This window comes from Citrobacter sp. Cpo045, assembly GCF_030332875.1.
Taxonomy (GTDB): Bacteria; Pseudomonadota; Gammaproteobacteria; order Enterobacterales; family Enterobacteriaceae; genus Citrobacter; species Citrobacter portucalensis.
The window spans coordinates 108,719-125,323 of the sequence record NZ_JAOWGZ010000076.1; the positions used below are offsets into that span (position 1 = coordinate 108,719).

A 16,605-nucleotide genomic window follows, 5' to 3' on the forward strand; every position below is an offset into this window, starting at 1 on the left:
GCGGGCACCTTATCCGGCCTACAGGTCAGTGCGATTTGTAGGCCTTAAAGCTGCGCGCCATCAGGCAATCATTCTATAACCGCTTAATCGCGGCGTGCGATGTCGGCGAATTTCGCATCCAGAATTTTCGCCAGATCGCCCGCTGCCAGTTCGATATCCAGCCCGCGTTTGCCGCCGGAAACATAAATGGTGTCAAACGTCTGGGCAGGGGCATCAATGAGCGTTGGCAATCTCTTTTTCTGTCCTAATGGGCTGATCCCCCCCACCAGATAACCGGTGGTTCGTTGCGCAACCATTGGATCGGCCATATCAACCTTTTTAGCCCCCAGCGCCTTAGCGACCTTTTTGAGATCCAATTGACCGGCTACAGGCGTGACCGCAACTGCCAGATGCTTCATATCGCCATTCACGGCAACCAGCAGCGTTTTGTAGACCTGGTCCGCATTCAGACCTAACTTGCGCACCACTTCATCACCAAAGTTCGTCTCGGACGGATCGTGATCGTAGGTGTGGATCTGGAAAGAAATTTTGTTTTTTTCGAGTAATTTAACGGCGGGTGTCATAGCAATTTTCCTGGACCAGACAAAATACGACTCAAGCATACGCCTGATGTCTGTCTAAAAAATAGTACCATCTTGCGCAATAGTATTGGCAGGATGATGACTTTGAGCGACAATCGAACTACACCGATGCTTTAAGCATTGGGATCATAATAATGATGAAATTCCTCTTTGACGGGCCAATAGAAATATTGGCCATTTTTTTACCGTAACATCTCCGGCAAATTTCCCTCTCCGTACAGATGTAGCGCGCCAACGGCCACGACGTAATGACCAGCAGGCATCGCCCTGAGCCGATCGCGCCAGGCTGTGTTGCGTTGATGCATCAATACGTCATACAACGACTGGCTAAAGGTATTGGGAAGCGCCAGTTCGCTATTGCGTGGCGGTGTTTTAAGCCACCAGCCCATCATCTGTTGCAACAATCTGGCATTGGTATGCCAGTGCGTCAGAGTATCGTCCAACAGAGCCAGTCCGTTATCAGGCAACTGACATAACAGCTCGATTTGACTGGATGCGCCCTCCAGCTCGATAACGGGTTTATGCGCTTGTTTTGCCGCTTTCAGCAATTGGTAATCAATTCCGTATTCCGCCCGTAGCCCCAACTGCTGTGCCTGTGTCGCCTGTAATACCATGGCGATTTGCCACAACGGCTGAGTAGATAACAGCGATGGGGAAATACCCAGTTCGTTGGTGACTTTACGCAGGTTTTCTAACTGCTCCGGGCTGATACGTTCTTCGAGTGCGGCAAATGTAGGAAGGTTAGCAAACGGCGCGTCGTCACCGGAAACATCCGCTTCGACAATCAGCGCGTCGGCATGGTTGAGTTTTTTGAGTAATTTGGCAGGCAGAGGTGCCATATCGCGACTGCCCATGTGAATACTGCCAATCAGATGAAAATGGCGGTTGCCGGGCAATGAAATGTCGATGGCAGGCCAGGTATAGTGGTTGCCGCGTAGCGCGGTGAAAAATGTTTTTACCCGGTATAACAGATCCATACGACCTCCCTAAGTAGACTTTCATGCTAGCGCGTGGTCCAGGAAGGTGCAATGCGAGAATCGCCGGATGGCGACGCGAAATCGTCTTATCCAGCCTACAATGTTACCTGCACTTTGTAGGCCGGATAAGCGTGAGCGCCATGCGGCAGAGGGTTACTCTTTCGGTTTGAAGCGCAGCAGTCGGTTAGCGTTGCTCACCACAGTAATGGAGGAGAGCGCCATCGCCGCCCCGGCAACGACTGGATTCAGCAGTGTTCCGGTGAACGGCCACAGGATCCCCGCGGCAACGGGAATACCGATGCTGTTATAAATAAACGCGCCGACCAGGTTCTGCTTCATATTACGCAACGTTGCCCGGGAGATAGACAGCGCATCCGCGACGCCCATCAGGCTATGGCGCATCAGCGTAATCGCGGCGGTTTCAATCGCCACATCGCTGCCGCCACCCATGGCAATCCCTACATCGGCCTGAGCCAGCGCAGGTGCATCGTTGATACCGTCACCCACCATGGCAACCTGACGCCCCTGGCTTTGCAGACGTTTAATCGCCTCGGCTTTACCGTCCGGCAGAACACCGGCAATCACCTCATCAATACCGGCTTCTTTGGCAATAGCGTTAGCCGTGGTCGGGTTGTCACCGGTAAGCATCACCAGACGATACCCGTTGCGGTGCAGACGCTGAAGTGCTGCCACGCTGTCGCTACGCAGTGGATCACGCACCGCTAACAGCGCCGCCGCTTTACCATCAATCGCCAACAGGACCGGGGTTGACCCCTGGGATGCCTGAGCGGTGATTTCAGCTTCCATTTCAGTGGTATCTACCTGTTGCTCATTGAGCAGCGCCTGGTTGCCCAGCAGCAGCGTATGACCTTCCGTTTCACCGCTTACGCCTAAACCACGCAGCGTACGGAAACCGTTGACCTGTGGCAGCGTAACATCACCGGCTTTGTCCAGAATCGCCCTGGCCAGCGGGTGACTGGAACCCTGTTCAAGGGCCGCAGCCAGACGAATTGCCAGTGCTTCATCGGTGTTGCCAAACGTTTTGATGGCGACAACCTGCGGTTTACCTTCAGTCAATGTCCCGGTTTTATCAAATACGACGGTATCAAGCGTACTGGCGCGCTGAAGCGCATCGGCATCACGTACCAGAACCCCAAACTCAGCAGCACGACCCACACCGGAAATAATCGACATTGGTGTAGCCAGGCCCAGCGCACAAGGGCAGGCAATAATCAGTACGGTAGTGGCAATCACCAGCGTATAAACAATTTGTGGTGCCGGCCCGAAGAAATACCAGATTGCCGCACTCACCAGCGCAATGACGACGACGACCGGAACGAACACTGAGGAGATACGGTCGGCTAGTTTACCAATCTCCGGTTTACTGCTTTGCGCCTGGCGCACCATACGAATAATGCGTGACAGCGTGGTGTGGCTGCCAACGGCACTGGCGCGGAATAGCACGCTGCCGTCCTGTACGACCGTACCGGCGTGGACGCTATCGCCTTCGCCTTTTTGTTGCGGAATAGGCTCTCCGGTCAGCATGGCTTCATCCAGCCAGGCTTCGCCCTGAGTGATTTCGCCATCTACCGGAACGCGGTCACCGGTGGTCAGACGCAGCAACATTCCCGCCTGAACGTCTGCCAGCGGCACGTTCTTTTCGCCTTCATCGGTAACAACACGCGCGGTCGGCGGTGTCAGATCGAGTAATTTTTCCAGTGCTTTGGACGAACGCTGGCGAGCCCGCGCTTCCAGCATGTGCCCGAGGTTAATCAGACCGATAATCATCGCACTGGCTTCATAATAGAGGTGTCGCGCTTCCATCGGGAACCATTGCGGCCAGAGGTTGACGCTCATGGAATAAAGCCATGCCACCCCTGTACCCAGCGCCACCAGCGTATCCATGGTCGCGGTGCCGTTCATCAGGCTTTTCCACGCATTGCGGTAAAAGTGACCGCCCGCGAAAACCATCACGGCAAGCGTTGCCAGACCAATCGTCAGCCACAGGCTGCGGTTGTCGGCAGTGACCATCATGTTTTCGCCAATCATTCCCCATACCATGACAGGGATACCCAGCAGCAGCGCGACGGCCGCCTGCCAGCGAAAACGTTTCATGGTTGCTACGGCGGTTTCTTGCTGACGCTCGCGGCGCTTAACATCATCTTCAATGGCTTCTGCACCGTAGCCCGCTTTTTCCACCGCTTTCACTAACTGGTCGGCGGACGCACTGCCCATTACCAGCGCAGTACGTTCCGCCAGGTTTACCCGTGCCTGCGTGACACCCGGTACGCTTTGCAGAGCATCTTGTACGCGGATAACACAGCTGGCGCAGCTCATGCCGTTTAACAGCAACTGTTGGCTGTCATCATCAGCCGTAGCTGCCGGAAGCTCGGAAGGGACCGCTGCCAGTGCTTCCGACGGGATTGATGACTCCGTCAGCGGTTTAGCCTTTGGGTGGCTTAACTCCGCGCCGTAACCGGCTTGTTTGATGGTTTCAATCAGCGCTTCAGCACTGGCGCTCCCGGTGATGTGCGCTTCAGTCACAGTGACATCCGCTTGCTCAACGTCCGGGCGTTGCTCCAGACTTTCTTTAACGCGTTTTACGCAGTGACCACAGGACAAGCCGTCCAGGGTTAGATCGATTGTTTGAGACATAACCAACTCCTTTATTGCAGGATTAACTGACTGTGATAAAGGTTAAACCTTCCATCTAGGGGAAGGTCAAGGGAGTTTTTAGAAAAGGTGCAAAAAGGGCGTAAAGGAAGAAAAACGGGAACGTCAGGTCAGCACGTTCCCGGTCTGTTATTGATTGAGAACGATAAGCGGCGTTCGATGCTGCGGTTCATTCATCACCGTGAGATCGGCGCCGTACAGTGCATTTAGTGACGATTGCTGCAGAACATCCTGCGGACGACCGTTATCAACTATCCTGCCGCGTTCCATCAATACAACGCGGTCAGCATAGCGCGCCGCAAGGTTGAGATCGTGCAGGACGCAGCAGACGCTGAACTGTCGTTCACCTACCAGACGACGCAGCAGACGAAAAAGATGCTGTTGGTGGTGAATATCCAGGGCGGAGGTGGGTTCATCGAGAAACAACCATTTTGGCCTGGGTTCGGGCTCCCAAAGTTGAACCAGCAGACGCGCCAACTGTACCCGCTGTTGTTCTCCTCCCGACAGGTGCCGGTAATCGCGCGCGGCCAGCGCCTGGCAGTCACACAACGTCATGATGTGCTCCGTTTCATCGCCCGTGTTGCGCGTACGATACGGATGCCTGCCCATGCGGATGACCTCCTGCACGCTAAACGGGAAGGCCATATGACTGTTCTGGCGCATCACGGCACGGGTTTTTGCCAGCTCGGTGATTGACCACTCGTTCAGCGGCTTGCCAAACAAGCTACAACGCCCGCTGTGGGGCTGCAGATAGCCCGTAACCTGGCGAAGCAGCGTCGATTTTCCGGCCCCATTCGGGCCAAGAATCGCGATGATTTCTCCATCAGGTAGCGTCACGGAAACGTCATCGGTCAGTCGTCTGCCCTGAATGTGGTAGACCAGATTTTCAGCGACGATCATGACACCCTCCGGCTACGCAGTATTAACCACAGGAAATACGGTCCACCGATCAGGCTGGTTAACAGACCAACGGGCATTTCGGCAGGCTGAACAAGTGTGCGGGCCAGCGTGTCGGCAATCAGAAGTAAACAGGCACCGGCCAACGTAGAGCAAGGAATCAACCAGCGATGATCGGCGCCGGTAGTCATTCTGATCAGATGCGGGATCACCAGGCCAATAAAGCCAATCACGCCGCTGACGGAAACGGCAGCGCCAACCAGGAGCGAGCTGAGCAACAGTAACTGCTGGCGCTTACGTTTGACGTTTACGCCGAGGTAATGCGCCTCTTCATCACCCAATTGCAGCAAATTAAGCGTTCCTGCCATACAGACGGTGACAGCAATGGCTGGAAGAACAAACGTGCTGGCAACCAGCAGCGTTGGCCACTGGGCCTGGCCGAGATTCCCCATCATCCACAGCGTAAGTTGACGTAGCTGCTGTTCGTCACCCACATAGCTCAGCACGCCAATAGCCGAACCGCACAGAGCATTGATAGCGATACCTGCTAACAGTAGTTGCATCATTCCGCCGTGGTTATGACGCTGACTTATCAGGAAAATAATCGTGCAGACCACCATGCTGCCCGCGACGGCAAAAATCATCTGCTCATACAACACCAGCACTACGGGGAATGAAAATGGGATAACTATCGCGATGCCGACCATCAGTGCGGAGCCGCTGCTGACGCCAAGCAGGCCGGGATCGGCCATTGGATTGCGAAAAAGTCCCTGCATAATGACCCCTGCCGTAGCCAGCGCAGCACCGACCAAAACGGCCAGCAGTACGCGGGGCAGGCGGATGTTCAACCAGATATCTCGGTATTCGTCGTTGAACAGGGCGCTGAAGCTAATGTTCAACGCCCCCTGGCTGGCACCGAACAGCATCAGAGCGACCAGCAAGAGAGAAAGGCCCGTCAGAATGCTGACGGAAGAAAGCGAGTCCTTAAGCACGCAACGCTCCATAACGTCTTTGCGGCGCGAAGTTTCCGCGCCGCGAGGGGTTTACGCGGGTTTCAGTCCCGGCTCAACTAAACTGTAAATCTGGTTATTGAGTGTCGGCGCCGTGGCCAGTTCGTGAATGTGCCTGGCAACATCCGCGCGCATCACAAAGCCATGACACTCCTCGGCCTGTATGCGTTGCGCCAGACCTGTGGCTTCACCATTCAGCAAACCGCCGGGGCGGAGAATGGCGTAGTCCAGTAGACTGGTTTGTAGCCAGCTTTCAGCCAACGATTTTTCCCGTACCGCCTGGCCAAATGCGGCCCTGGCGCGTGGGGACAAAAAGGGCCAACTGTCGCCACAGCCCAGAGAGGTAACCAGAATCATGCGTTTGATCTCAGCTTTTTCTGCTTCATCAATGATGGTTCTGTGCGCCAGATAATCCTGGGCACCGCCCATGGAGGAGATCACCGTGGCATGCTGACCCGCTGCGCGACAGGCGCAGGCGGTGACCTGGCTGTCGCAGGCGTCGCCAATAAAGACCTGCACACCTTTTTCCTGCAGCCCGGCAGCAACCTGGGGATTGCGAACGACAGCAATCACCGGACGATGCTCCGCCAGTGCGAGCTCCAGCGTTTTCGCGCCGACGCCGCTTCCACCTGCACCAAAAATAAGCCATGGAGCCATCAGGCATGTTCCTTTAAAGATGAAGACAACGTGTGAAAGGCGCTGACCTGTTCGGCCAGCAGCTGTCGATGCTCATCGCGACCGAGGAAAATTTTGAACATAGCGCTACCCGCCTGGTTGAAGAAGAGAATGGACGCAGTGTCCATTCCCATAAATTTGCGTTCAATCAGGGCAATATGCGTGCAGTTTTCTGCCTTGATATGACCGGTCATGCCTTTTTTGCCGCGCAGGTTGAAGTAACCGTGGCGGTGGAATCCGGAAGGTAATTCACCGGTGAATTCCAGAATGACATCAGCAGTATGGACCAGTGTGGTGACTTTGCCCCATTCGCAGACGGTTTCCCAGACGGTATCAAATTGACTGCCGGAAACCAGCGTTGGGGAAGGGAGGTTTTTCACCACCTCCAGCAATGTAGTGTTGTACTGGGCTGCGATAGCTTCCAGCGTACCGTCCGGCTCAGTTTTCAAAAAATCCTGTAAAGAGACATGGCTCATTATTCACTCCTTTTATGGTTGCTCTACCGCAATGCGCGGCGCGTTAAGTTCCTGAATCAGTTCATCAAGAGACTGCAAAATATTGCTCGCCCAAAAACGCCCTTCATTGGTCAGGCGTACACAGGTGCTGGCATCTCGCGTCAGTCCTGCGTGATGCCATTGGGTCAGTAGTGGGGCCAGTTTTTGTGCATGAGGCGTCAGCTCATCCAGCGGAACGCGGGCCGTCTCAATACCAGCCTGGAGAGTGTGTCGCCACTGGAAACCACGCTCGGCGGTGCGCATCATCATCATTAGCGGTTTTTTTCCGGCGGCGATAGATTCATGCCATGTATTCAGGTTGCGCTCGACCATCCAGGAATAGCCATTGACTGACCCTCCTGCGCCAGAGCCGAATGCCAGACAGTCTGCACCCTGTTTAATCAGCAGGTTGTACAGATTGCGTTCCCGTGTGGTACGCGCCCAGTGGCTGTTGCTGATGCAGCGCCAGCCCGCGCTGTCCATGAAATCGCAGCCCTGAAGATAGAGATCGCGGCGTTCGGCGGGAGAGGGAACGGTTGTGCGCCCGGTTTCAACCGCTTTGCCAAGCGGTGTATTAGGGATCAGATTCAGCGCATAAAGATCTACGCCGTCGAGGCCGATGTCGCGGGCAATCGCCAGATCCTCGCCCCACAGTTTTGCGTCTTGTCCTGGCAGACCAAACAGCAGATCGCACACCACGGCGGCACGATCTCGTTTTACCAGTCCCTGCATAAAGGCCGTCGCGGTCGGGCCGTCCGAAGTACGCGCCATTTTCTTGCGGATTCGGCTGTTAAAAGACTGAATACCGATTGAAAATCTATTGGCGCCAGCGTCAAGGCAGGCATCAATTCGCGCATCGTCAAAATTGAGCACCCGTCCCTCAATGGTGATTTCGCAGTCCGGCGCCAACGGTAGCTTGTCACGCAGCGCGGTAATGATTCTGGCCAGGTCCTGTGCAGACAGCGCAGAAGGCGTACCGCCGCCAAAATAGACGGCGTGAATGGGGGCTGACTGATGTAATGCGCTATCAGCTTCCATCTCTATTTCGCGCAACAGCGCGTTGGTGTAGCGGGCGCAGTTGTCTTCTTCAAATCGGTTTTGATAAAAACCGCAGAAAGTACAATGTGTTGCACAAAAAGGAATATGCAAGTACACCAGCCGTTTACGCGGTGGGGTTGGCTGGTTGATGACCTCCTGCCAGGTCTGTGACAATAGCTCTTTGGCAACCGGGATCGCCCCACGCCAGGGCATCGTGGCGCGGCGATCCTTAAATGGCTGACTTCCCTCGAGCGCAAAATGCGCGGTGAGATCCAGCGAATGTTCAGTTTTCATTCTTCTTAATAAATCCAGTTAGTGAGGCCAGAATTGCTGGTGCAGGGCTTCAACCGCATCGGCGACGCGTGGTCCCATTCCCAGAATCAGCGCCTGGTCTACCGCCACAATGCGCTGGTTTTTCCAGGCCGCAGTGTGGGTAATACCGGCAATCGCGCTCAGGCGAGCCAGACCGCCATCGACCATTTGTGACGTCACCACTATCACCTCCGGGTTGGCGGCGATCAGTGACTCCGCGCTGTAGCTTTTATACTGCGCATGGGTGGCGACATTTTGTGCGCCTGCGAGGGCCATAATGGCATCGGCAACGCTGCCTTTTCCGGCGATCTGAGGTGCGCTGCCGCCAGCAGAGAGAATGAACATGGCTTTGACCGGCGCGTTTTTCGCCGCCACGCTGTGCTTAATACGCTCCAGACGTTGCTGCAGGCGATTGACTAGCGCCTCACCTTGGTCAGGAATGTGCAGTGTTGTAGCCAGTTCTTGAATGTTGGCGTACATCTGTTCGACGGTGGCCGGTACGCGCGACAACGTCACGACGTTAACCTTTTGCGCCCGCAACTGATCCAACACGATTTGGGGACCTGCATCCTGCCAGGTGATAAAGCTGTCCGGATGGAGCGACAAAATGCCCTCGCTGCTTAACTGCTTCCAGTAGCCGATATGCGGGAGTGCGGCAGTTTCGGGCGGATACGAGGTGGTTTCATCAACGCCAACCACCCGGTTGCCGACGCCCATGGCGTATACCAGTTCACTAAGCGAGCCGCCCGCCACCACCAGGCGGTCGGCGGACTGGGCACTGAAAACGCAGGCGAGGCTCAGTAAGCCAATCATGAGCTTTTTCATCGTCAGAAATTCCACGCAAAGCCAACGGCGGCATTGAAACCAGCATCTGGAATAGATTCATGTGCGGTTCTGTAACGCTTATCGGTCAGGTTGTTGAGCGCGAGGTTGACCTGATACTGGTCCTGCGGACCGAACTCGGTGTTGAATGCGAGGTTAAGTGTGGCCCAGCCTGGGTAGTTGATTTCCGTGGTGCCGGTATTATCTTTAGCGCTGGACGCCGCGCGGATAAAGGCATCGGACGTCACGTTAGCGACATTCATCAACCAGGTATGTTTCAGGCCGACACGCCCGGTCAGCGTGGGTTCGCCGGTATCCCAGGTTTTTAGGGTATTGCCTTCGTACTGACGGCGAATGAGATTACCGCTCAGGTAAGGTGAAACCGCCCAGCCGTTGTATTCTGCGGTGAGTTCCATGCCCCAGGTTTTGGCCCGATCGATGTTTTCGTAGTAGTAATAGCCGCCCCGTGAAGAGGTGGTATTACCGCTGCAAACGGGTTGGCCTGAACAGGCCAGGCTGGCGATATAGTCTTTGGCTTCGGAGTAATAAATGGCGCCGTCAATCAGCCACATATTCCCTTTATACCGTGCGCCCAGCTCATAGTTATTCGAGTGTTCCGCCTTCAGGTTTGGGTTGCCGTAGGTCACGCTTCCGCCTGCGGACGTCTGCATAAACAGCTGAGTCAGCGTGGGGAAAACATAGCCCTGGGCATATGCTGCCCGGAGTTCAAGATCTTTAAAACCGGAATAGCGTAGGCTGGTTGAGGTCACCAGTTCATCATCGTGTACTGAATTTCCCCCGGTGGAATGCCAGGTGCTGCCGCTGCTTTGCAGGGTTTGCGTATCGTTGCGATTGAGCTTCGAAGACAGCCAGTACTGGCGTGCGCCTACGGTCCAGGTCCAGTCATCGGCAAAGCGCCAGTCGTTTTGCGCGAACAATGAGGTGTTGCTTTGCTCCGCTTCGTTGTATGACAGGGTGCGGGTTTGCGTATCGAAGAAGCCGGTAGCTGCGGTCTGGCGCGTACTGCCGTCCGTGTCCTGTTTGATTTTGTCATGCTGATATTGAGTGCCAATCACCAGCTCGTTGTTCGCGGGAAGGGAGAAATTGCCCTGCAGCGTTACCCCCTGGGTATACTGTTTGTCGTTGGTATTGGTTTGATTGTTTATCGTCAGCGCTTTAATCGCCGGGCTGGGGATTACCTGAGTCGTTTTGACCCGGTTTTCAAATTTGCGCTCTATTGTCTGGGTGTATGCGTCAACATGGATTTTCTTCAGGTAATCCCCGCCAGCCGCGTAGTCGTAGAAAAGACCGATTTTCTCGCGTTCCAGCTTAGGTATTTTGACGCTAAAGTCGTCGAACTGGCCCTCTGGATCGTCAAACCAGGTTTGAGTAGACAGTTTGTAACGATCGAGGGAGAGTCCGATTTTATGGCGATCGAAATTGTAGCCAAGCCACACGCCCTGGCCGTTATTACGGAAATTGGTGTCGGGCAATCTCCCGTCAGGCGTATCGCGGTCCCCCTGGTCGGAATAGCTGCCATTGATGCGGTAGTCAAAGTTTCCGATGCTGCCCCAGGCTGCTGCTGATTCTTCCCATCCTGCCGTTGCGGAGTTATAAACGGCCTTAACGCTGCCGCCGAGAGGCTTATCGCCGCCTTTTTTCGTAATAAAGTTTACGACACCGCCAATCGCCTGCGAACCGTAAAGGACAGAGTAGGGGCCTTTTACTACTTCAATCCGTTCCAGCGCGGATTCGTCAATCAGCAAACCGGCCCCGTAGTTTTGCCCGGCGCGCTGGTAGCTGACGACCTGGCCGTCGATCAAAATCAGCACCCGCGAAGAGGCTTCGCCACGGATACGAATTTGTTTCCGGCCAGCGAGGGCGTTATCGGTGACTTCGACGCCGGGAATATCTTGTAAATCATCAGCAATAGAAACGCTGGTGGAGTTTTGCAGCGTCTGGCGATCGATAACCTGAATAGTTGCCGGGCTATCCCAGAGACTACTTTCAGAGCGGTTAGCCGTGACGATCACCGTATCATCGTCGGGCGTTGAAGCGTGTGTTGTAGAGGTAGCTGCAGAAGCAGCGCCGGACATGCATAATGTCAGGGCTGAAAGAATAAATGGCCTTTGGTTAATCCATGGCAACATAAGAGAACCTTTATTAAATGTAAATGATCATCATTATCATTCGCATTTGTATATAAAAATGTTTCCCTTTGTTCAATATGAAAGATGCATAACCAATATATCTTTTGATTTGAGTCAATTTTGTACGGTCAATAAATACTGAAATGTGATCTGTATCGGGTATAACAATGTGAATAGAAAGGATTTATTCATCTCTTTGTTGGCTTATAATGTGCAGAGTTCTCGGGTAAATGATTACGGCAATCTGGGCTATAATGTGGCTCAGCACCAACAAGCACCGCGGGGGAAATGTGAATATTAGCGATGTTGCGAAAAAAACCGGTTTAACCAGCAAAGCCATTCGCTTTTATGAAGAGAAAGGACTGGTGACGCCGCCGCTGCGTAGTGACAATGGCTATCGCACTTACAACCAACAGCATCTGAATGAACTGACGTTGCTGCGTCAGGCGCGGCAGGTTGGGTTTAACCTGGAAGAGTGCGGCGAGCTGGTAAACCTGTTTAACGATCCGGCGCGTCATAGCGCGGATGTGAAAAAGCGCACCCTGGAAAAGGTGGCGGATATTGAGCGGCATATCAGTGAGCTGCAGGCCATGCGCTTGCATTTACTGGCGCTGGCGGACAGTTGCCCGGGTGATGACAGCGCTGAATGTCCGATTATGGATAATCTCTCCGGCTGCTGCCATCACAAAGCGAAGGCTTAACGGCGAGAAGGATTAAGCATAAACACCACCGTGCCGCGGTACCACGGAGATTTCTCAAGCTGCGCTTCAGCCAGTGGATCTCGGCTACCGTTTTGCACCAGTCCCAGCTTAAATGGAATGCGCAGGCGGCTCAGCGCGGGTAGATACGCCTGATAATTCGTCACCGTGCGACGCCCCTGATAGCTTTGCACCACCAGTTCATCGACCGCCAACGCGTTCAGCGTAGCGACGTCGCCCGTTTTTGCCCAATCCAGTAGTCCGGTTACCCCTAGCGCAAACTCGGCCGGGAGCTGTTGGCGCAGTTGCTGCAGAAAGCGGGCGTAGTCGGTCAGTTGATGGGTCGCTGCGTCAAAATCAACCTGCAGGCCGACGACGTTATTCCCGGCGGTCTGCCAGCGCTGCATCAACCGTATGATACGCGCCGGGATCTCTTCCGGTACGTCGAGGGTTGTAAAGCGTACGGTCAGCCAGATTGAGGGAAAAGACAGACGACTGACCGGCAGTCCGAGGCGCTGGAACACCACGTTACCGGAACGAACCAGTACCTCGCCCTGGTGCAGATAAACCGTTTGCGCGTCTTTCAGCTCGTAACTGGCTTTCACCCCAGACCACAGCCAGAAGGCTGAATGTTCACGGGCGGCGACGATATCCGCCGCCTGTGCCTGGCCGAGAAGCAGTGCGGTTACCAGTAATATTTGAGTTTTTGCGCCCACGGGCTTCCCGGATACTGCGTTTTCAGTTGGGTGAACCAGCCCTTACGCTGCAATTTGTCCACGTCTTCTCCGCCACATTCGTTAGCGCCTGATGGCGCATAGCACATGATGGCGCGATACAGCGCGAAGCTCTTATCTTCGACTTCCGCGGTGGGTGAGGTGATTACCTGCTGGTAGTAGCTCTGTCTGTCGAACTGGCCGAACGGTTTCTTGCGCGAGATAGCTGATTCAAGCACGTCGTTGCCAGCGCTGTTTTTCCACAGGTCGACATGTGTTTGCGTGGTGCGGAAGAATTCGCCAAGGCAGTTCAGCGCGTGAGCATCATCCGCTTTTTTGCTCAATACCGTTACCGTTTCATTGAGGCTGCGGCACGTATAACCCGCCTGCGCCGTGTCGCCATTCCAGTCGAATATGCTCAGGTTAACGTCAGCAAACGCTTCGCCAATGACCGGTGATGTAATCGCGCTGGCCAGCTTTCTGTCAGTAAGCCAGTCGCCAAAACGATTCTCTGTTAGATCCCGCACCAGCAGCGTATGCAACGCAATGGTACGCTCTTCGTTATTCGGGCCATGAACGGCCTGCTGGCGCAGCAGTTCTGGTGTGGCCTGCGTTTTCAGTACCTGCGAACGAAAGCGCAGGTTGGTCACCGCGCTATTCGGTGCGAAAACTGCCGCCACGTCGCCGCTATATACCAGCGTCGCAGTGAGCTTAGCCTGCACATATTGCTGCTGTTCGTTATCCTGGCTGAGTTTTAACAACTGCTGCCAAAAATCGCGCGCCTCGGCCCATTTCTTCTGGCCCATCAACGCTTCGCCGTACAGCACCTGTTCGCTGAAGGCGAGGGTATCGTGAGCGGCAAGTTTCTGCGCTGGCGTAACTGCCTGAATAATTGCCGCGTAGTTGCCCGTTGCCAGCCACAGATTCAGTTGCAGATCGCGCCATAGCGGCAGTTTTTGGCTTTGTTCAAACACCGGTTTGCTGGCGTCGAGCTGTGCCTGCGTCAGCGTCGGTTTGTTATTGTTATCGAGGCGCAGCGCGCGTAGTAGCTCGATATAGCTGACTCGCGGCGCGTCGGGGAAGGCCTCAACGACGGACTGGTCGTAGAACGCCATGCCATAGACATTATCGTATTCGATGACATTTTCGCGCAGTTGCTGTGCGTCTGCCGACTGCTGCAAAGTCTGTTCATACAACCCGGCCAGCTGCGGCCATGACTGTAAATACCAGTTGATGCGACGCAACATGCCTCGTGAAGAGTCAGCGTAGAGTCCTTGGGGAAAACGCTGCAGATAGGCCTGCGCCAACTCTTGAGCCTGAGTGGCATCCTCGCGGTTAATTTTCGCAATATCAAAATCGCCGTACTCGCCCACACTGTTCTGACTGCTCTTGTTCAACGCCGTGCGCATCAGCATGTATTGCGCGGTCTCTGCCAACCACGGACGGTCGCTTGTAGCAAGCTGAGTGAAATCCCGTTCGGCACTGGCATAATCACCGACATAGAAACTGGCGGCTGCTGCCAGATAGCTTTTATAGGGCAGAGCTTGAGAATCTGCCGGGAAGGTGGCAAGAGAAGACTCAATTTGCTCGCGGGTTGCCCCAGAAAGTAGTCCCATACGCGCCTGGGCTAAGGCCTGACGCTGTTCCGCTGTTAATGTGGAATCGGCCAACAGCGCGGCAAAAAAGGCGCTAACGCTCTCGGCGTTATTCGAAACATGACGGTTCTCTAGCTCAGCGTCATTGATGTTTATTTCGTCGGCGCTAATGTTCAGCTCGGCCATCTGTCGGGAGAGAGGACTGTCCGCGGCGGATGCCTGAGCTGCCGCTGTTTGCGGGGCAGCCTCATCCCATTGCGGGTGATAGGCAAAATAGAAATCGCGGGAGCGAGTGATGTCTGCGGGCATTGATTGCACCGGCAGAGCAAATGATTTTTCCTGGCTCAGCAGCCGCAGCAGGTTGTCACGGCTGTCGTTTTCAGGGTTAAAGGTCGGCGTTCCCTTTAGTAGACAGCTGTCGTCGCTCCATTTGCAGTCTTCCATATCGAACGAAGCGAATGCATGCGGAGCGGCGGTCAGTAATGTGCAAAGGGCAAAGGCAAGGGGTGTCTTCCTGACCATAGTCTTATTTCCTGTCTCTTTAGTGTGATACCGCTTTTATAATCAGGGTGATTCCCTCAACGGCAATGACTTCAACCTGCGTTCCGGCGCTCAAATCATCGCGGGCGCTAACGGGCCAGGAGCTGTCGCCGACGCGCATATGTCCCCGGCCATTGACCAGGGCGGTTTCCAGAATAAATCGACGGCCAACCAGCTGTTGTCCGCGCTGGTTCAGATGGCTGTCGGCGGGTTTCTGCTCCTGAACGCGCTTTGCCAGCCACTTCCACCACAGCCAGGCCGCCAGCAGAGTGAGGGCAGCGAACATTGCCCCCTGCCACGCCCAGTCTAGCGGAACGAGCCAGACGACAAGACCGGTAATCACCGCTGCCACGCCGCTCCACAGCAGATAGCCGTTGCCGCCCAGCATCTCGGCGGCGAGTAGCAAACCGCCGAGGCTGAGCCAGAAGATGTGCGGGTGCACCAGAATCATCGCTATCATGATTTTTTCCGCTCGCTGGCGCTGTCCTTAACCAGTTCGGCGATCCCGGCAATGGAGCCCATCAGGCTGCTGGCATCCAGCGGCATCATCACCACTTTGCTGTTATTCGACGAGCCGATATGCTGCAGCGCTTCGGTGTATTTCTGTGCCACGAAGTAGTTCACGGCCTGAATATCCCCGGCGGCAATGGCCTCAGAAACCATCTGTGTTGCGCGGGCTTCTGCTTCTGCGGAACGTTCACGCGCTTCAGCCTGTAAAAATGCGGACTGACGTTCACCTTCCGCGATGAGGATTTTCGACTGCTTCTCACCTTCGGCCTTGACGATTTCCGCCTGGCGGATCCCTTCGGCTTCCAGAATGTAGGCGCGCTTGGTACGTTCGGCTTTCATCTGCGCGTTCATGGCGTCAATCAGTTCCGCCGGTGGACGCACGTCACGAATCTCAATACGGGTGATTTTGATGCCCCAGGGATTGGTGGCCTCATCAACAATATGCAGCAGGCGCGTGTTGATGTTGTCACGCTGGGAGAGCATTTCATCGAGCTCCATCGAGCCGAGAACAGTACGAATGTTGGTCATGGTCAGGTTGATGATCGCCAGTTCCAGGTTGCTGACTTCATACGCGGCTTTCGGCGCGTCGATCACCTGAATAAAGCACACAGCATCAATCGAGACGTTGGCGTTATCTTTGGAGATGACTTCCTGAGAGGGGATATCAAGCACCTGTTCCATCATATTGATCTTACGACCAATGCGGTCCATGAACGGTACAACAAGGCTTAAACCCGGTTGCAGGGTTTTGGTGTAACGGCCAAAACGCTCTACCGTCCACTGATATCCCTGCGGGACGATTTTGACGCCTGCGCCGACGATCACCAGCGCGACAAAAATAAGAATAGGAATAAAAATGAGCATTGATGAAACCTCCTGTTGTGCTGTCCTTTACTGCCTCATTAGTCAAATTATACCCG

Annotated in this window: 15 protein-coding genes; 1 reads left to right on the forward strand and 14 read right to left on the reverse strand. The window is 54.7% G+C overall.

Going from position 1 to position 16,605, the window contains the following annotated elements:
- Nucleotides 1–83 precede the first annotated feature (83 nt).
- The 10 genes from ybaK to OGY13_RS04280 all read right to left on the reverse strand — a co-directional run bounded on the left by ybaK (nucleotide 84) and on the right by OGY13_RS04280 (nucleotide 11,629).
- Nucleotides 84–563, reverse strand: a complete 480-nt coding sequence (ybaK, locus tag OGY13_RS04235; RefSeq protein WP_003831056.1) for a Cys-tRNA(Pro)/Cys-tRNA(Cys) deacylase YbaK — start codon at nucleotides 561–563, stop codon at nucleotides 84–86.
- Between the two features lie 200 nt (nucleotides 564–763).
- Nucleotides 764–1,558, reverse strand: a complete 795-nt coding sequence (locus tag OGY13_RS04240) for a TraB/GumN family protein (RefSeq protein ID WP_060682642.1) — start codon at nucleotides 1,556–1,558, stop codon at nucleotides 764–766.
- A 153-nt stretch (nucleotides 1,559–1,711) separates the two neighbouring features.
- A complete protein-coding gene (gene copA / locus OGY13_RS04245) occupies nucleotides 1,712–4,213 on the reverse strand; it encodes a copper-exporting P-type ATPase CopA (RefSeq protein ID WP_032942557.1) in 2,502 nt (833 codons plus the stop codon).
- Nucleotides 4,214–4,360: 147 nt separating this feature from the next.
- Complete coding sequence (locus OGY13_RS04250) at nucleotides 4,361–5,131, reverse strand: heme ABC transporter ATP-binding protein (RefSeq protein WP_213752446.1); 771 nt, start codon at nucleotides 5,129–5,131, stop codon at nucleotides 4,361–4,363.
- A complete protein-coding gene (locus OGY13_RS04255; protein ID WP_087053066.1) occupies nucleotides 5,128–6,120 on the reverse strand; it encodes a FecCD family ABC transporter permease in 993 nt (330 codons plus the stop codon). Before OGY13_RS04255 ends, OGY13_RS04250 begins: the two co-directional genes overlap by 4 nt.
- A gap of 51 nt (nucleotides 6,121–6,171) precedes the next feature.
- Nucleotides 6,172–6,795, reverse strand: coding sequence for an anaerobilin reductase (chuY, locus tag OGY13_RS04260; RefSeq protein WP_213752445.1), 624 nt, complete (start codon nucleotides 6,793–6,795; stop codon nucleotides 6,172–6,174).
- Entirely contained in the window at nucleotides 6,795–7,289 is a 495-nt protein-coding gene (gene hutX / locus OGY13_RS04265; protein ID WP_032942563.1) for a heme utilization cystosolic carrier protein HutX, read from the reverse strand. The genes chuY and hutX overlap by 1 nt, the downstream gene beginning before the upstream one ends.
- A 12-nt stretch (nucleotides 7,290–7,301) precedes the next feature.
- Nucleotides 7,302–8,639: a heme anaerobic degradation radical SAM methyltransferase ChuW/HutW gene (gene hutW, locus OGY13_RS04270; RefSeq protein ID WP_128612065.1), complete on the reverse strand. Its 1,338-nt coding sequence runs from the start codon at nucleotides 8,637–8,639 to the stop codon at nucleotides 7,302–7,304.
- A gap of 18 nt (nucleotides 8,640–8,657) precedes the next feature.
- Complete coding sequence (locus tag OGY13_RS04275; RefSeq protein ID WP_213752444.1) at nucleotides 8,658–9,482, reverse strand: heme/hemin ABC transporter substrate-binding protein; 825 nt, start codon at nucleotides 9,480–9,482, stop codon at nucleotides 8,658–8,660.
- A 2-nt stretch (nucleotides 9,483–9,484) separates the two neighbouring features.
- The gene (locus OGY13_RS04280) at nucleotides 9,485–11,629 is read right to left on the reverse strand and encodes a TonB-dependent receptor plug domain-containing protein (RefSeq protein ID WP_213752443.1); all 2,145 of its coding nucleotides are present in this window, start codon (nucleotides 11,627–11,629) and stop codon (nucleotides 9,485–9,487) included.
- Nucleotides 11,630–11,919: 290 nt separating this feature from the next.
- Here OGY13_RS04280 and cueR point away from each other — a divergent pair, with 290 nt between their 5' ends.
- Nucleotides 11,920–12,330, forward strand: a complete 411-nt coding sequence (cueR, locus tag OGY13_RS04285; RefSeq protein WP_008783984.1) for a Cu(I)-responsive transcriptional regulator — start codon at nucleotides 11,920–11,922, stop codon at nucleotides 12,328–12,330.
- On the opposite strand, the gene OGY13_RS04290 is transcribed toward cueR, so the two are convergent.
- The 4 genes from OGY13_RS04290 to OGY13_RS04305 are packed head-to-tail and all read right to left on the reverse strand — an operon-like array spanning nucleotide 12,327 to nucleotide 16,549.
- Complete coding sequence (locus tag OGY13_RS04290) at nucleotides 12,327–13,043, reverse strand: DUF3142 domain-containing protein (RefSeq protein ID WP_048235953.1); 717 nt, start codon at nucleotides 13,041–13,043, stop codon at nucleotides 12,327–12,329. The two genes, cueR and OGY13_RS04290, sit on opposite strands and share 4 nt — an antisense overlap.
- Nucleotides 13,013–15,157 carry a PA5441 family protein gene (locus tag OGY13_RS04295; protein WP_213752442.1) on the reverse strand — a complete coding sequence of 715 codons (2,145 nt, stop codon included), beginning with the start codon at nucleotides 15,155–15,157 and terminating at the stop codon, nucleotides 13,013–13,015. Before OGY13_RS04295 ends, OGY13_RS04290 begins: the two co-directional genes overlap by 31 nt.
- Nucleotides 15,158–15,176: 19 nt before the next feature.
- The gene (locus tag OGY13_RS04300; protein WP_213752441.1) at nucleotides 15,177–15,635 is read right to left on the reverse strand and encodes an NfeD family protein; all 459 of its coding nucleotides are present in this window, start codon (nucleotides 15,633–15,635) and stop codon (nucleotides 15,177–15,179) included.
- On the reverse strand, nucleotides 15,632–16,549 hold the full coding sequence (locus OGY13_RS04305; RefSeq protein ID WP_003831073.1) for an SPFH domain-containing protein: 918 nt from the start codon (nucleotides 16,547–16,549) through the stop codon (nucleotides 15,632–15,634). The genes OGY13_RS04300 and OGY13_RS04305 overlap by 4 nt, the downstream gene beginning before the upstream one ends.
- Nucleotides 16,550–16,605 lie beyond the last annotated feature (56 nt).